The following is a 15,790-nucleotide window of genomic DNA, read 5'->3' as shown; positions in this document are numbered from 1 at the left end:
ACTGAAATTCGATCGTTAATATTTTTTAAACGTATGAAACGTGGATTCTGTTAAATTAGATTTGTTTCAAATTACACTTAACGTCCTTGAAAATTAACGAAAGTGAAGTTTTAGATTTATCTTTAAAATTCCTAAAGATAAATTATACAAAGTATTTATGGAGAAAATAAAAACTTTTCAACAGCACGAGCTTAATAGAATTAGAAAACATTGGAGTAATAGTGGCCTTGCATTTGAGAAGTTAGGAAGATCTTCTAATATATCGGATTACTCCGACCGGGAGATCAATGAGATGCTGCTAGGGATATATAAAGACAGTAAACATCTGATGGTTGATGAAGGATATTTTATTGATGTTTCAAAGGTACAAAAAGCCAGCTGCACTTTAGTGGATGTCTCCTACGCTAGACGCATTAAACCAGATCCAAAAAGTGCCCTCAAACTTCAGGACATCCGTAATTTTTATATTGAAGATTATTTTGTCGAAACAACAGAAATATTTTCTGATCAACATAAACACAAAATAACCGGTTATTTGAAAAAAATCGGTGGTATCAGCTTGGGGAAAGGTCAATACAATAAATTGTATTCTATTCCGAATGATTTTAAAACCTTTTTCGGTAACGCGCCCGCAGATTTATTCTACCCCATACAACGGTATATAAATGGGTTATTCTTTGACGACGATTATCGAATGTCAGATTTTGAGGTCGTCAGTAATATTTCCATTAGTAAGATATGAGCCTATTAGAACGCATATCTTACTAGCGTTTTTTTGACTATCTATTGCGTCTAATCGCTTTTTCTCAAGGTAACAACAGTGATTTCAGGCCATACCCCTATTCGACCTCTCAAACCGTGAAAACCAAATCCACGATTGACATAGAGATATTTCCCGTGCTTTTGATACAGCCCCGCCCACTGTTTGTAGAAATATTGAATTGGACTCCATTTAAATCCAAACAATTCGATCCCAAACTGCATACCATGTGTATGCCCAGCGAGGGTTAAATGGACATGTTGATCGTGAGCCAAGGTAACATGATCCCAATGGGAAGGATCATGAGACATCAAAATTTTGAAAGTATCCTTATTCAATCCAATAGTAGCCTTAGCAAGATCGCCGTACTGATGAAATCCACCTTTACCCCAATTTTCAACGCCAATGAGAGAAATACGATCTCCTTGCTTTTCAATTGCTATTGATTCATTCAGTAATAATTTAAATCCCATTTCATGGTGAATTTCCTTAAGTCTATTCAGGTTTGAAATTTTTGACTCGACACTATCCCATTGCACATAATCCCCATAATCGTGATTTCCAAGAACTGAAAACTTGCCGAAAGGAGCTTGCAATCGATTAAATTCTGAAACCCATGGCTCCATTTCAGAAGCCCTATTATTGACCAAATCGCCAGTAAACAATACAAGATCACTGTTCTGAGCATTCGCTAACTCAATACCTTTACGCACTCTTTTCATATCGGATAAACTCCCGGAATGGATATCTGATAGTTGCGTAATTTTAAAGCCGTTAAACGCCTCCGGGAGATCTGGAAAACTCACAATTTCTTCTCGTACTCTATAAAAATAACGACCTCTCGTTAGCCCGAAAAAAATAATCAGTAGCATGAGCACCGCACAGAGTAGGACGATCTCGCTCAAAAGAACACTACGCGGCGGATAAGAGCGGAAAATACGCGTAAGATCTTCGAGGAGCAAAAATGGAATAGCGATCAATTTAGGTATAAAAACAATCAAAAATGCCGTAATCAAACTGGTCGCTGACCGCTGGATTTCATAACCTGCCTTCCGCAAGAAAAATAGAGCGAAAACTCCAAGAAGCAACAATAAATCCAGACACCAATATATGCTGTGAAAAACTGAACTTTTAGCAACGGTAATGAAAGCCTGAAAAAAATAGAAATCCCCTACGATGAATAGGAATAAAATGAATAGAAGTCTTTTTGCCATATTGTACGAAATACATATGTTGAACCGCTAATGATATGCCAAAAGATATATCGTTGCACCTCTAGCAGCTTACGCTCGAAATACTGATGTGCTCGTGACAATTGATTCTATTTCAACCCCATTTGATAGCGAAATTTCCTTCCATGCATTCAAAACATGACATAATGTCTTAAAGTTTTTCTAAGTGATGATCATTACAATATGCCAACTTTTTGCATACATGCCCTCATTTTCCTATAAGTCCGCTCAATATCGTCATCTAAACCAATCGAGAATCTGATCAATCCATCTGAAATCCCCATCGTTAAACGTTCCTGCTCAGGGATTTCAGATGAGGTCGAACTACCCGAGCAGGAAAATAGTGTCTTGTAAAAACCTAAACTCACAGCAAGATATCCTAAATTCTCAGCCTGCATCAACTCCATCAGCTCATTAGCTCTCTCAGTCGTTTCCACGTCCACCGTCATTAAACCACCAAATCCATACGCCTCATGCATCATGCTCTTCATTAACTCATGATTGGGGTGAGAATTCAGTCCAGGGTAAGAAATCTTCAATCCATCTTGCTCAAACCGCTCGGCTAAATAGAGGGCGTTATAGCTATGTTGTTTCATCCGTATATGAAGTGTGCGCAAATTCTTCAGTATACTCGCCGAGCGTAGGCTGTCCATTGTTGGTCCCATCAACATGCAAGCTCCGCTATTCACGTTTTTGGTTTCGTCGATAAATTCCTGACTTGCACAATACACACCACCAACGCTATCGCTGCTACCGTTGATAAACTTTGTTAAGCTATGAATGACAATATCAGCGCCCAACCGTATAGGTGAAATTGACAAAGGAGAAAAGGTGTTGTCAACAATCAATTTTAGCTTATACTTTTTACAGAGAGTCGATAACCTCCTCAGATCCGCCACACGCAACAACGGATTGCTCACACTTTCACAGTACAAAATTTTTGTATTGGGTCTTATCGAATTTTCTAATGCTTCGAAATCATCAATATCCAAAAATGTCGTCTCAATTTGGAAAGGTGGGAGAAAATTTTTAAGGAAAGCATACGTTCCCCCATAGATCGTCCTGCTTGAAATAATATGGTCGCCACTTTTACAGAGCTGTAAGAGAACCGTAGTTATGGCCCCCATCCCAGAAGATGTTACATTAGCTGCAGCGGTATTTTCCATTTTTGCCAATGCCTGCGCTAAGTATAAATTCATTGGAGATGAATGTCTCGAATAAAGATAACATCCTTCCCCATTTCCTTCGAACGTATCAAACATCGTTTTAGCCGAAAGAAATGTATAAGTAGAACTGTCCGATATCGACGGATTCACACCTCCAAACTCACCAAAATATTGCAAATCTTGAATTTCATTTGCAGCGTTAAAATCTTCCATGTCTTTATCTTTAAAATTGGGGAATTTTAAATTAGATTACAATAAATTATAGCTATATTAGAGTATAAATCTATCATATAAAGGATCGTTAGTGAAAAAATCTATTTGATTTAAAAAAAGAATCATTAAACCAAAAATAAATCTATGCATTTCGATGAAATTGACCGAAAACTACTGCTCCTCCTACAACAAGACGCAAAACAAACAACCAAAGAGCTTTCCCACAAACTTAACTTATCAGCAACAGCAGTCTACGAACGTGTACGTAAACTAGAAAATACGGGAATTATTAAAGGATATGTTGCAGTACTTGATAAACGCAAAATAGACAAAGATTTCTTGGTATTATGTCACGTTAAATTAGTGCAACATAAAAAAGAATTTATCTTACATTTTGAAAAAGAGGTTATGAACCTTCAGGAAGTAACAGAATGCTTTCATGTGAGTGGAGATTTCGACTATATATTAAAAATATGTGTGCAGGATATGGCAGACTATCGTAATTTTATGTTAACGAAATTGACCAGTCTAAAACATATCGCAAGCACGCATAGCTCATTTATGATCGCCGAAGTCAAAAATACCATAGCTATAATGCTGTAGAAACCTAAACTAAAACTCCATTTTTTGAAGCAATTGGCTCTGGAATATCTTCGTCTCCTATGATCTGCAACATATCAATCTCAATGGTTCTACAGATCGATAGCATCGGTATATCAAACATCAGTCCTCCAAAAGGATTTTCGGTATAGTCACCCACCAGTTCCATCACAATATAAATCCATCCTATGACCACACAAAAAGGAATACTCGTCCATATACCCCAATCTCCCAATTTCGCAAATTCATTCACTAAACCCAATGGAAGCAGAATGATAAGAATAACATTGAACACAAATGCTGTACTCGCAAACTGCCGCGGCGAAGGAAATTTTTTGATTCTCTCTGCCTGCCCCTGATAATCATAAAATTGGTTTAAACAGTTCTGTAATTGAGTTTGATTGAAATCAGAGATGACCTTATCATTTTTCAAGGCATTTACTTCCCTAGCTTGTTGGGAAATCAAATATGTCGCAAAGTTTTTGTATTGACGCTGTGCATTGAATTCCGCAGTAGAAAGATATTTATTCAAAAAAATAGATGTCCTACTGTAATCAGGAAAACCAGCCTTTATAAGTCTGTTTCTTTTAACATTCATAGAACCAATATATTTTTTCAAACTAATGTGCTCCCATTCCGTTGGGACCAACAATTGCTCCCTCAACGTATACAGCCAGGCAATATGACGGTAAGCAATCCTTTTTCTCCGTTCTACTAAATCGGTAGAATCACCATTTTCGGTGTTAAAGGCATATAACATAGCTGTAAATGACCGGCTAGAATTAACAATTGAACCCCAAATTTTTCGGGCTTCCCAAAGTCGATCATAGGCCTGATTGTTTTTAAAACCAACGTAGAATGCTTCAGCCGTCCCGATCAATGCCAAGGGAACCCACGGAATTATCATCCACTGCCAGTTAAAAAAATAATAGATAACCGCCACGAGTGAGCACCAAAGTGTAAGCCATATCAAATGTGCCCCTGCTAAATTGAATATTTGCCTATAGTTGAAATATTTGGTTGTGATCATAAAGAATGGATATCTTTCATTATTAAAAAACGCTGTGAAAGTACACTTAATTTATAACTGTTCAATACACCAATTTGTTTTCGAGGCAATTATTTCTAAAGCTTTGCCATATTATTAAAACTAAAGCTTTAGATTTCAAAATAGCTTATCATTAAATTTACTCCTTTCGTCCCGAAAAAACCAATATATATCCCAAAAAATTGAATAAAAACATCGTTGAATATAGCTTTGGGTAATTATTCGAAACTTATGAACAAATTAATAGTAGTAACTCTTATCACATTTTTCACTAACAGTTTGCTATTCGCTCAAAGCACAGTCATCGGAAAGGTCTCCGATCAATCTGGAAATCCAGTCCCCTACGCGACCGTTTCATTTAAGCCATTACATGCAATGAAAGATACATCAATAGAGAAAATAGCCGATGAGTATGGAAACTTTCAGTTATTCATCAACGAAAAAGGAACATACCTCGCTTCAGTTCATATTGAAAAAATACTCAAAATGCAGCAAAAAATCGATATTAAGGAATCGAATGAAACCATGGCATTTGTAGTTCCCAAATCACGCTTAACCAACCTCGTGCTAGATGAAGTAACGGTAAACCGTCGCAGACCGATCATACAGCGAAAAATCGACCGTCTCATCATGAATGTGGGGCAAACAGCCAATGCTGTTGGAAAATCAGCATTAGATTTGCTTAAAATAGCACCAGGAGTGTTTGTTAATAACGGCCAAATTTCAATTAACGGGATAATGGGCACACGCATTCTTGTAGACGGAAAAAGTATTAATCTGGCAGGAAGCGATCTTAAGAATTACCTTCAGTCATTACGTTCCAGTGATATCCAAAGCATTGAAATCATGGCGCATCCCTCAGCGGAATTTGATGCAGAAGGCAGCGGTGGCATAATTAATATTATTTTGAAGAAAAACGATAAGCAAGGAATCAATGGCTATATCGGTAATGACTATGGACTAGGCCTCGGAAAATATGCCTCATACAATCCTTACACCGCTTTAAATTATCGAAAGGGCAAAATTGGTTTAACCGCAAGCTATGCTTACGCTCACGCTAAATCCTATGAAGAACTAAAACAACAGAGAAACTTTCCCAATAATGGTCTATACAGTCAAACAACAGACAATACACAAACAAACAATAATAGCCGAATAAGAACAGTTGTGACATATGATCGCTCGAAAAGGGAATCTTTCGGATTAGCCTACACGGGCCAATACAGTAATTTTACGGGGCCCTCCGCCGCCCGTGCGACAGTGCGCTACGAAGATCCAGCTAAAAATATCATTTCGTCGGGCAGTTTTCCTTCCGAATCGAAATCCAATTATCAAAACCTTGGATTCAATTATGCTCGGGAAACAGACAGTTTACACTCTAAAGTCACTATAATCGCCGATTATACGCATAATAAACGCACTGGAAATAGTATCAGCAACAGCACGGATTGGAATGCAACAGGTAGCGTGATTAGCGATACGTTGTTTAGATTAGATTATCCAAGTACAGCAAAAATATTTACGGGCGAAGCGAAATACAACTGGATAGTAAAAAACGGAAACAACTTATCTATTGGCTTAAAGTCTACAGCGACAGATATCATAAACACCAATAATTATCAGGTCTTCGATCAACATTGGACGCCAAGTCCAGCGCTCGATTTCGAATTCGCTTATAAAGAAAGAATTTATGCAACCTACGCAAATTACACGGGAAAATGGGCAAAAATTGATTATCAATTGGGACTTAGAGGCGAGAAATCCATCGTTCAGGGACGACTTTGGGGAGCACAGCAGGCAGATCTTTCACAACATTATTTTAATTGGTTTCCAAGCATCTTTCTGAAGAAAGATCTAAATATGGAAGGAAGCAACTACCTTACTTTTTCCTACAATCGAAGAATTAGACGTCCTTCATACTTTGATTTGAATCCATATAAATATTATATAGATAATTATTCCGTGCAAACAGGAAACCCCTATTTGAGACCACAATTTACAAATTCAATAGAAATTGGTGGGTTGTGGAAGGAAAAGTACTATAGTGCATTAAATTATTCACAGACAAAAAACGCCATATCACAAATCATCCGCAACCAGGCACAAGAAGAGCTATTGACCGTCATTAAAGACAACGTCGGTACTCAAAAGGTATTGACCGCTACCATCAGTGTGCCGGTAAACTTCTTGTCCTTCTGGTCAAGTACGAATACCATTCTGTTCACACATACCCGCTCCACTTCTCCAAACTTTAATTTAAAAAAAGCCTCTTTCCTCGTACAGACGGAACAGGAAATTACATGTGGCAAAGGCTATAGTATTAATATAAATGCATTCTATACACCTCAAATGTTAATTGGAAATATTATAACTAAAGCCATAGGGTCGGTAGATTTAGGGATCCAAAAAAAGTTTATTAAAGATAAATTGGTGGCCAAGGCAAGCATCAGTGATATCTTTTATACGAATAACTATACAGCAACAAGTTATTTCAACGATACTAAAATTTGGATAAGTCACAAAGAACAATCACGGGTTTGCTCCATCTCCTTACTATATAATTTCAAAAAAGGCACGGCGTTTAAGGCGAAAAAAATGGAATCTAGTAATATGGAGGAAAACGGAAGATTATAAATGTTAACAATTTTTATCTTTGCAGCTCAACGAGCTACTAAATTAAAATAAATAAGGGTCAATGAAAAAGTATAAGCTTGCCAAATTTATCGCTCAGGTAGATCCCTTCGTTAAAACAAAGAATATTGAAACATTTTATACGCCGAGTGTTCGAATCATGTTACATTTTGGTATGTGGTTCATATTTACGGTGCTCCTGTTCTGCAACTACTACTATGTGTTAGCAATTCCGCCAAATCAATCCTTATTTTTATCGATCCGCGTCCTGATTTCATCACTTGTTGTATTTTATCTCTTTTTTTATTGGATCATACCCTATGCGCGAAATTCAAAATTATGGATATTACCGTTTGTAGCATCGCCGGTATGTATTTTTATTTGGTTATTTATTAATAATCTTTTTTATGTACTAGCCTACAAATATGGTTATGACCTATCTAATTTATACCCATTAATGGGCAAAGAAAAAAACTTCATTCCGAATCTTTGGTCAGTTTTCAGTTTCAAGGTGATTGCATTAAATGCATTATCTGCTATCTATTCGATGTCTCCTTTTTTCTTTACCAAAATATTAATTGATATGAGAAGAATAAACAAAGACAGGATGCGAATTCAAGAGCAGAAGTTAAAGTTGTCACTGGAAAACATCCAAGTAGAAAAGGACTTTCTGAAAGCTCAACTTAATCCACATTTTCTATTCAATACGCTTAATAATCTCTATCGTTTGACCATGAAAAAAGATCCAACAGCGCCGGAGGTTGTTTTAAATTTATCCGAAATAATGGGATACACGTTATATGACTCGGATACAGAATATGTCTCCTTAAGCAAAGAGCTCGATTTTATTGAGAATTACTTCTCACTGGAAAAAATGCGGCATCCGCAAAACTATAAAATTGTATTGAAAATCGAAGGCCGACAGCATGCTGCTTGCCTAACAATTGCGCCATTATTGACATTTAATCTAATCGAAAACGCCTTTAAATACGGACTTAAAAATGAAGAGGACTCATTTGTCCAACTTTTTATTAGCATTACCAAAGATCAATTTATTTTTGAAATTAAAAATGACTATGATAATTTAGATAGAACAAAAATAGCTCCGTCTAAAGGTATCGGTATTAAAAATTTAAGAAAACGCCTCCATCTCATTTATCCGACAAAGAGCGATCTCCAAATCACAGATACTGGCGGTGAATTTAAAGTTGTATTAAATATCACATTACAGCATGATTGAAAAGTATAGCTGCATCGTCATTGATGACGAGCCTTTAGGAATTGAACTCATTACGGATTTCGTCAATCAAATACCCTTTCTGGAACTGAGAAAAACATTCGGAAAGCCAGTCGAGGCCATGAGCTTCTTGCAAGATAATCCCATTGATTTGGTGTTTAGTGATATTGAAATGCCCAAGTTGACGGGCTTAGACCTATTGGAAACCCTAGCGCAGCAACCCATCTTTATTTTTATCACAGCACATCGGCATTTTGCCATTGACGGATTTGAAAAAGGAGCGGCGGATTACCTCATTAAGCCGGTTCGTTTCGATCGGTTTTTAAAGGCTGTAAATAGAGTAAAGGAACAACTAGATACGCTTAAAAAGCTAAAAAATAGTCCCGTAAAAACAGATCGAATTTTCATAAAAAGTGAAAGTAAGTTTATCAGATTAATGCTAAAGGATATTGTTTATATCGAGGCTCAGGGCAATTACCTGACCATTGTCACGCTTAATGGTACGAACCAGACATTATCCACCTTGAAAGCCATGGAAGAAATTTTACACAATTCCAGTTTCTTTCGAATTCACAGAGCATTCATTGTCAATACAGATTATATTCAGTCGCTAAATGGAAATATCGTTCAGCTTTCGAATGGAAAAATTATTCCTATCGCCAGCAATAAAAAAGACCTATTATATTCACTTTTGGGGCTAAATTAAATAATAGAATACAATCCCATTATCTATCTGAATCTCCATAGGTGAACGTCTAGTGGATTTTAAAAAAAAGATATAGTATACTATTGTATATTTTTATCCGTTTAATTATTTTAATTGCATTGAAATATAAAACTTCAAATACACAACAAGATGATGATAAAAATAAAAGGCTTCGCATTAAACATGATTCCTCTACTGCTTGCGACAACTGCTTTTGCCCAAAACAAAGTGGATCTACGGACCATGTTAAATAAAAATCGAGAATTTATATTTCCGCAGACAGTGGATAAAATTGCTACGGCGTTGGATGTCAAAACGGAGTTTTATGAAGATGCCAATGAGGAAAAGTATGCAAAATGGATCACTAAATCTGGTTTAGAACTGTATAGCAATTACGGCGATGACAAAACTGTTAATGAACTTTTTTTTGATATTCCTGAAGATAAGTTTTTGGTTGTCGAGGGGCTACCTTTCGATCTAGCAATGAACAAAACAACCCTCCAGGATGCGCTCTCAAAATTCAGTCGTCACGAAGTCAAACAGAAGATGCTTGATGATGGAAGCGCTTACCCTGGCGGTACTAGCCTGACCATGAAAACGGGAACGCATTTTACAACGCTAATCTTTGATAACAAAAATCTTTTAAAGTTTATGAGTTTAACCACTTCACTAATTGACCCCGCAGTCAATTAAGCTAACGGGGGCGGTAGAATTTGAAAAGATTAAAGATTTCCTTTTTTTAGCTCATTGACGGCAAAATCTACCGCCCTTGCGGTAAATGCCATATACGTTAGTGATGGATTCACACATGATGAAGAAGTCATAAATGCCCCATCTGTCACAAAAACATTTTTTGCATCCCATACTTGATTAAATTTGTTCAATACGGATGTTTTTGGATCATTGCCCATTCGTGCTGTTCCCATTTCGTGAATTCCCTGCCCCATACTGAACCCATTATCGTAGGTCTTTACATCTTTGACACCAATTGATGTTAACATTTCCACCATTTCATTACTGGCATCGCGTCTTATCTTCCGCTCGTTCTCCTTGATCGCTGCATCTATTGCTAATACAGGAAGTCCCCATTTATCGCGAATAGACGAATCCAATACGACTCTATTATCGTGGTATGGCAGTATTTCCCCGAAAGCAGTGAATCCAATTTTCCAGCCGCCAGGCTCAGTAATAGCATCTTTCCAGGCCCCGCCCACGCTCATATTGTCCACCTCACCCGTCCATTGTGGCCTTGAAGCACCGCCCTGATAACCAAAACCACGAACATAATCTCTCTTCGTACGATCTCCGGGAACATTAACGAATCGGGGAACATATAATCCATTAGCCCTTCGTCCAAAAATATATTTGTCTTCAAATCCCTCTACGCTTCCGCCAGCACCACTATTTAACATGTGATCCATTAAATTATGCCCCAGCTCCCCACTGCTACTTCCGAGACCATGTTCCCATATATTAGTAGCGGAATTCATTAATAACCAGGTGGAATTTAAAGTCGACGCACATACAAAAACAATTTTGGCAAAATATTCATACGTCTGATTCGTTTCCGCATCAACTATTTCAACTCCTTTAGCTCGCTGCGTATCAGGGTCATAAATAATATTCTTTACGATGGCAAATGGACGTAACGTTAATTTCCCTGTTTTCATCGCAGCAGGTAATGTTGCAGATTGTGTGCTAAAATAAGCGCCAAAATTACAGCCAAGCCAGCATTTATTTTGGTATTGGCAATTAATGCGGTTATGATGCGGAACTGTTATGTTGGCGACCCTACCAATTATAAAATGCCGTTTGCCTTGGTAATGCAATTTCAGTCGTGCAGCAAGATCTTTTTCCACAACGTTCATATCCATCGGCGGCATAAAGTCACCGTCGGGCAGCACTGCTATTCCGTCTTTATTACCAGAGATGCCGGCAAATTTCTCTACGTAACTGTACCAGGGCGCTATTTCCCGATAACGTACAGGCCAATCTATACCGTAACCATCTTTGCTATTAGCTTCAAAATCAATATCCGACAAACGATAACTCTGCCGCCCCCACATAAGCGACCGCCCTCCAACCTGATAACCTCTGAACCAATTAAAGGGTTTTATTTCCTTATATGGACTTTCAGTTTCATTGGTCCAGAAATCAATATTTCCTTCGTTTATCCATTGATTTTTAATTCCAAATGGCAAATAGTGCTGCGCAATATCCAATGGTACACGGCCACTATGTGGAAAATCCCATGGATCTTTGTTGGGGGATGGATAATCTTTAATATGTTCAATATTGCGTCCTCTTTCTAACATTATGGTTTTAAGGCCCCGCTCTGTTAGTTCCTTCGCTGCCCAGCCACCAGTGATTCCAGACCCGATGACAATAGCATCATATACATTATTAGCCATGTAGTTGTAGTTGGTTTAATTGGTTATTACTTGTTGGAAAACTCCCTTTTAAAAATGAGTTATTTTCCAACATAAAACATTGCAAAGTTTGTCGGTAAACTTACCCTGCACCGAGGGCTTATCCGCCCCACCACCAAAGTAGAATAGACTCCCTAAACAAGTTTAAGGTTTTTTTTTGATTTAATTGCAACCGGTTGCGAATTTTTGTAATATTGTATTAAACAAGTACGTAACTTGAATAACCAGATTATAATAGTATAAACTAGAGACTAAATCATTGCTTCAAACTAATCAGAATATAAATCTTTTCAGTCTGAGATATGGTCTTTTCTAAACGTAATAAATATGACAACAATTAAAGGTCCTGCCATCTTTCTCGCACAATTTATCGGCGATGAACCCCCGTTTAATTCCTTAGAAAATATCTGCCAATGGGCCTCAGCGCTCGGCTATAAAGGTATTCAGTTGCCAACCTTAGATGCTCGTTTTATTGATCTAGAAAAAGCAGCGTGCGATAAAAGCTATGCACTCGACCTAAAAGCTAAAGTACAGTCCTATGGATTGGAAATCACGGAACTCTCAACCCATCTTCAAGGGCAACTAATCGCTGTAAACCCAAGTTTTGATGATCTCTTTGATGCTTTTGCACCACAGCAGGTACATCACGATCCTCAAGCCCGACAACAGTGGGCCATACAACAATTAAAATATGCCGTACAGGCCTCTCATAATCTTGGACTGAAAGCATTAGCAACCTTTAGTGGCGCATTATTGTGGCCATTTATATACCCTTGGCCACAAAGGCCAGCCAACCTGATTGAGACAGGATTTGCGGAACTTGCCAAATTATGGTTACCCATACTCGATGAATGCGAGCAGTATGATGTCGATCTCTGTTATGAATTACATCCGGGCGAAGACTTGCACGATGGTGTTACTTTCGACCTATTTCTCGAAAACGTAAATAATCACAAACGGGCAAACATCCTTTATGATCCCTCCCATTTTGTCCTTCAATGCCTCGATTACCTCGAATTTATTGACATCTATCACGAGCGAATTAAGATGTTTCATGTTAAAGATGCTGAATTTACACCTTCTGGCCGTCAGGGTGTGTATGGTGGCTACCAGAACTGGCAAGCCAGAGCTGGTAGATTTAGATCAATTGGCGATGGACAAGTGGACTTTAAAGCCATATTTACCAAACTTACACAGTATGATTTTAAAGGCTGGGCTGTACTCGAATGGGAGTGCGCATTTAAAAATGCTGAAGATGGTGCTCGGGAAGGTGCCCTGCACATTAAAGACTATATTATACGGGTTACCGATAAGGCATTCGATAATTTCGCGGCAGTAGAAACAAATGATAGCCTCAATCGCAAACTATTGGGTTTGTAAAATAAATGATCTCGTCATTATAAATTTAACTTTATGAGCACTACAAAACTTAAAATGGGTATGATAGGCGGAGGAAAAAATGCTTTTATTGGTGCTGTTCACCGTATGGCGGCCGGAATCGACGGCCATATTGAATTATGTTGTGGAGCGCTAAACTCTGATCCTATTGTTGCAAAAGAATCTGGATTACTTTTGGGACTTCCAAAAGAAAGAAGTTATGGAAGTTATCAGGAAATGATCTTCCAAGAAAGCAAGCGCCCTGCGCAAGAACGCATGGACTTCGTCAGCATCGTCACCCCTAACTTTGCTCATTTTGAACCGGCAATGATGGCTTTAGACCATGGCTTTCATGTCGTCCTCGAAAAACCGATGACTTTAACACTTGAACAAGCAAGTTTACTTCAAGAAAAAGTGGAAGAAACCGGATTAACACTCTGTGTGACATACACATACTCCGCTTATCCAATGGTAAAACAGGCCCGTCAACTGGTGAAGGAAGGTCGACTAGGTCCAATCAGAAAGATTATGGTTGAGTACCCACAAGGTTGGCTCAGTAAACTCATCGAAAACGGCCTCTCACTGGCATTCTGGCGCACAGATCCCGAAAAAAGTGGAAAAAGCGGATGTATGGGTGATATCGGAACGCACGCAGCACATTTAGCAGAATATATCTCAGGCCTGAAAATAACTAAAATGTGTGCCGACTTACAAACTTTCGTCGACGGCAGAAAACTGGAAGACGACGGCAATATTTTACTTCGATTTGAAAACGGTGCAACAGGAGTGTTATCTGCCTCGCAGGTCGCTGCCGGAGAAGAAAATGCCTTAAAAATTAGAGTATATGGTGAGGAAGGCGGTTTAGAATGGAACCAACAAGATGCCAATACACTAATCGTCAAACATATCAATCAGCCGACTCAGCTTTTTAGAACGGGCCAACCATACCTTTCACCACTCGCACAACATAATATACGCTTACCTGCTGGTCACCCAGAAGGATATATTGAAGCATTTGCCAATATCTATAGAAATTTCGCAACTACACTTTTAGCGTCCATGGAAGGTAAAGTTCCGACAGAAGAAGAGACTGACTTCCCGACCGTAAGTGATGGTGTCCGGGGCATGAAGTTTTTAGCAACTGTACTTGCTTCAGCAGAATCTGAACAAAAGTGGACTGACTTCCTAAGTGAATAAAATAAAAGAACCAATGTGGTGTCCCCCGCAGGCGGGGAAACCACATTGGTTGCTATTTTAGCGAAGTCACTTGTGATTATCGCATCGGATTTAAATAGTTCTACTCATTTGAATAAAGTTTCCTGCATATACGCTTCGTCCCATTTTTGCTCAGCGTATATAGAAGTGTTTCTATTCAACAGCTATTATTTTTTTGGATACTTTGGAGCTTCCTCTATCACTATAGTTTGTTCTTGTTGTGTTAGTGGAGCTGGAGGAATTTCAGCAACATCTCGTTCGATTTCCTGAGTTTCGAGATGAACAGCATATGGCGAAGGTTCTATTGGAATACCCATTACAGTCGCATATTCTCTGGTATAAATAGCACCAAAATATAAGATAGCGGCTGTATAATAAACCCATAACAAGATCAACACAAACGAGCCCGCTGCACCATAAGTATCTTGTGTAGCCGAATGTTCTAAATACACCCCGATTAAGTACCTGCCTACCACAAATAAAATTGAGGTAAATAAAGCGCCAGCACGAACCGTTCGCCAGTGAATATTGACATCCGGCAGTATTTTAAATATGACACTGAACAAAAGAAAAATAGTTCCAAAGGATAAACCAAAGTTAATCCCGTTCACTAACATAACTGTCATATCTGGAAAATAACGCTGCAGCTGATCCATTAATGCCAAAATCACACCATTAATAATAAGTGTAACAACCAGCAAGAATCCCAATCCTATAACCAATGATGAAGACAAAAGTCTGTCCTGAATTAACTTTAACCAACCTTTCTTTGGCTTCGCGCGTACGTGCCAAATCTTGTTGATGGAATTTTGGATATCCCCAAAAACTGTTGTTGCCCCTAAAATTAAGGTAACACTACTGATCAGCAATGCCAGATTTGACTTTCCTGACAATTGTAAATTCTGAATAACCTCCTGAATCTGCTTAGCAGCACTATTCCCCACAAAACCGCGTAACTCCATAAACACTCTCCCCTCAATGGCATCCTCTCCATAAAAAATTCCAGCCAAGGCAATGATTAGAACGAATATTGGACCGATCGAGAAAACCGTATAATAAGATAGTGACGCACTGTACTTCATTGAATCTTCATTGAGAAATCCCGCAACAGTACTTTTCAAAATTCGCCAATACGTTTTTATTTTACTGCTACTCTTAGTTCTGATATCCATATTT

13 protein-coding genes are annotated in these 15,790 nt (G+C 38.2%); 8 read left to right on the top strand and 5 right to left on the bottom strand.

Translation table 11 applies throughout. The features are described from left to right. The first annotated feature begins 157 nt into the window (after positions 1–157). Entirely contained in the window at positions 158–742 is a 585-nt protein-coding gene (locus B3139_RS15910) for a hypothetical protein (RefSeq protein ID WP_209579187.1), read from the top strand. 50 nt (positions 743–792) lie between these two features. Here B3139_RS15910 and B3139_RS15905 read toward each other — a convergent pair whose 3' ends face one another. Next, complete coding sequence (locus B3139_RS15905; RefSeq protein ID WP_293884562.1) at positions 793–1,974, bottom strand: metallophosphoesterase; 1,182 nt, start codon at positions 1,972–1,974, stop codon at positions 793–795. A gap of 194 nt (positions 1,975–2,168) precedes the next feature. Continuing rightward, the gene (locus B3139_RS15900) at positions 2,169–3,371 is read right to left on the bottom strand and encodes an aminotransferase class I/II-fold pyridoxal phosphate-dependent enzyme (protein WP_293884561.1); all 1,203 of its coding nucleotides are present in this window, start codon (positions 3,369–3,371) and stop codon (positions 2,169–2,171) included. Between the two features lie 144 nt (positions 3,372–3,515). On the opposite strand from B3139_RS15900, the gene B3139_RS15895 reads away from it, so the two are divergent. Further along, a complete protein-coding gene (locus tag B3139_RS15895; protein ID WP_293884560.1) occupies positions 3,516–3,974 on the top strand; it encodes an Lrp/AsnC family transcriptional regulator in 459 nt (152 codons plus the stop codon). Between the two features lie 4 nt (positions 3,975–3,978). On the opposite strand, the gene B3139_RS15890 is transcribed toward B3139_RS15895, so the two are convergent. Next, a complete protein-coding gene (locus B3139_RS15890; RefSeq protein WP_209579183.1) occupies positions 3,979–5,001 on the bottom strand; it encodes a bestrophin family protein in 1,023 nt (340 codons plus the stop codon). Between the two features lie 249 nt (positions 5,002–5,250). Between B3139_RS15890 and B3139_RS15885 the strand changes: the two genes are divergently transcribed. The 4 genes from B3139_RS15885 to B3139_RS15870 all read left to right on the top strand — a co-directional run bounded on the left by B3139_RS15885 (position 5,251) and on the right by B3139_RS15870 (position 10,286). Beyond that, a complete protein-coding gene (locus B3139_RS15885) occupies positions 5,251–7,653 on the top strand; it encodes an outer membrane beta-barrel family protein (RefSeq protein WP_293884559.1) in 2,403 nt (800 codons plus the stop codon). Between the two features lie 61 nt (positions 7,654–7,714). Further along, positions 7,715–8,890 (top strand): sensor histidine kinase, encoded by a 1,176-nt coding sequence (locus tag B3139_RS15880; protein WP_293884558.1) that lies wholly within the window; start codon positions 7,715–7,717, stop codon positions 8,888–8,890. Continuing rightward, positions 8,883–9,593 (top strand): LytR/AlgR family response regulator transcription factor, encoded by a 711-nt coding sequence (locus tag B3139_RS15875; protein WP_293884557.1) that lies wholly within the window; start codon positions 8,883–8,885, stop codon positions 9,591–9,593. Before B3139_RS15880 ends, B3139_RS15875 begins: the two co-directional genes overlap by 8 nt. Positions 9,594–9,743: 150 nt before the next feature. Beyond that, positions 9,744–10,286, top strand: a complete 543-nt coding sequence (locus B3139_RS15870) for a hypothetical protein (protein ID WP_293884556.1) — start codon at positions 9,744–9,746, stop codon at positions 10,284–10,286. 29 nt (positions 10,287–10,315) lie between these two features. Here B3139_RS15870 and B3139_RS15865 read toward each other — a convergent pair whose 3' ends face one another. After that, complete coding sequence (locus B3139_RS15865; RefSeq protein ID WP_293884555.1) at positions 10,316–12,004, bottom strand: GMC oxidoreductase; 1,689 nt, start codon at positions 12,002–12,004, stop codon at positions 10,316–10,318. A gap of 345 nt (positions 12,005–12,349) precedes the next feature. On the opposite strand from B3139_RS15865, the gene B3139_RS15860 reads away from it, so the two are divergent. Continuing rightward, positions 12,350–13,402 carry a sugar phosphate isomerase/epimerase family protein gene (locus B3139_RS15860; RefSeq protein ID WP_293884554.1) on the top strand — a complete coding sequence of 351 codons (1,053 nt, stop codon included), beginning with the start codon at positions 12,350–12,352 and terminating at the stop codon, positions 13,400–13,402. Positions 13,403–13,435: 33 nt separating this feature from the next. Further along, positions 13,436–14,596: a Gfo/Idh/MocA family protein gene (locus B3139_RS15855; RefSeq protein WP_293884553.1), complete on the top strand. Its 1,161-nt coding sequence runs from the start codon at positions 13,436–13,438 to the stop codon at positions 14,594–14,596. 185 nt (positions 14,597–14,781) lie between these two features. Here B3139_RS15855 and B3139_RS15850 read toward each other — a convergent pair whose 3' ends face one another. Beyond that, on the bottom strand, positions 14,782–15,786 hold the full coding sequence (locus B3139_RS15850) for a YihY/virulence factor BrkB family protein (protein WP_293884552.1): 1,005 nt from the start codon (positions 15,784–15,786) through the stop codon (positions 14,782–14,784). Between the last annotated feature and the right edge of the window lie 4 nt (positions 15,787–15,790).

Origin of the sequence: Sphingobacterium sp. UBA1498 (assembly GCF_002325125.1) — a bacterium.
Lineage (GTDB): Bacteria > Bacteroidota > Bacteroidia > Sphingobacteriales > Sphingobacteriaceae > Sphingobacterium.
The sequence above is the reverse complement of the archived record's forward strand: the minus strand, read 5'-3'. Positions and strand labels throughout refer to the sequence as shown.

Coding starts and splice junctions, on each gene's coding strand:
- B3139_RS15905 (WP_293884562.1), bottom strand. CDS start 1,974: ATGGCAAAAAGACTTCTATTCATTTTATTCCTATTCATCGTAGGGGAT.
- B3139_RS15890 (WP_209579183.1), bottom strand. CDS start 5,001: ATGATCACAACCAAATATTTCAACTATAGGCAAATATTCAATTTAGCA.
- B3139_RS15900 (WP_293884561.1), bottom strand. CDS start 3,371: ATGGAAGATTTTAACGCTGCAAATGAAATTCAAGATTTGCAATATTTT.
- B3139_RS15910 (WP_209579187.1), top strand. CDS start 158: ATGGAGAAAATAAAAACTTTTCAACAGCACGAGCTTAATAGAATTAGA.
- B3139_RS15870 (WP_293884556.1), top strand. CDS start 9,744: ATGATGATAAAAATAAAAGGCTTCGCATTAAACATGATTCCTCTACTG.
- B3139_RS15880 (WP_293884558.1), top strand. CDS start 7,715: ATGAAAAAGTATAAGCTTGCCAAATTTATCGCTCAGGTAGATCCCTTC.
- B3139_RS15850 (WP_293884552.1), bottom strand. CDS start 15,786: ATGGATATCAGAACTAAGAGTAGCAGTAAAATAAAAACGTATTGGCGA.
- B3139_RS15875 (WP_293884557.1), top strand. CDS start 8,883: ATGATTGAAAAGTATAGCTGCATCGTCATTGATGACGAGCCTTTAGGA.
- B3139_RS15865 (WP_293884555.1), bottom strand. CDS start 12,004: ATGGCTAATAATGTATATGATGCTATTGTCATCGGGTCTGGAATCACT.
- B3139_RS15895 (WP_293884560.1), top strand. CDS start 3,516: ATGCATTTCGATGAAATTGACCGAAAACTACTGCTCCTCCTACAACAA.
- B3139_RS15885 (WP_293884559.1), top strand. CDS start 5,251: ATGAACAAATTAATAGTAGTAACTCTTATCACATTTTTCACTAACAGT.
- B3139_RS15855 (WP_293884553.1), top strand. CDS start 13,436: ATGAGCACTACAAAACTTAAAATGGGTATGATAGGCGGAGGAAAAAAT.
- B3139_RS15860 (WP_293884554.1), top strand. CDS start 12,350: ATGACAACAATTAAAGGTCCTGCCATCTTTCTCGCACAATTTATCGGC.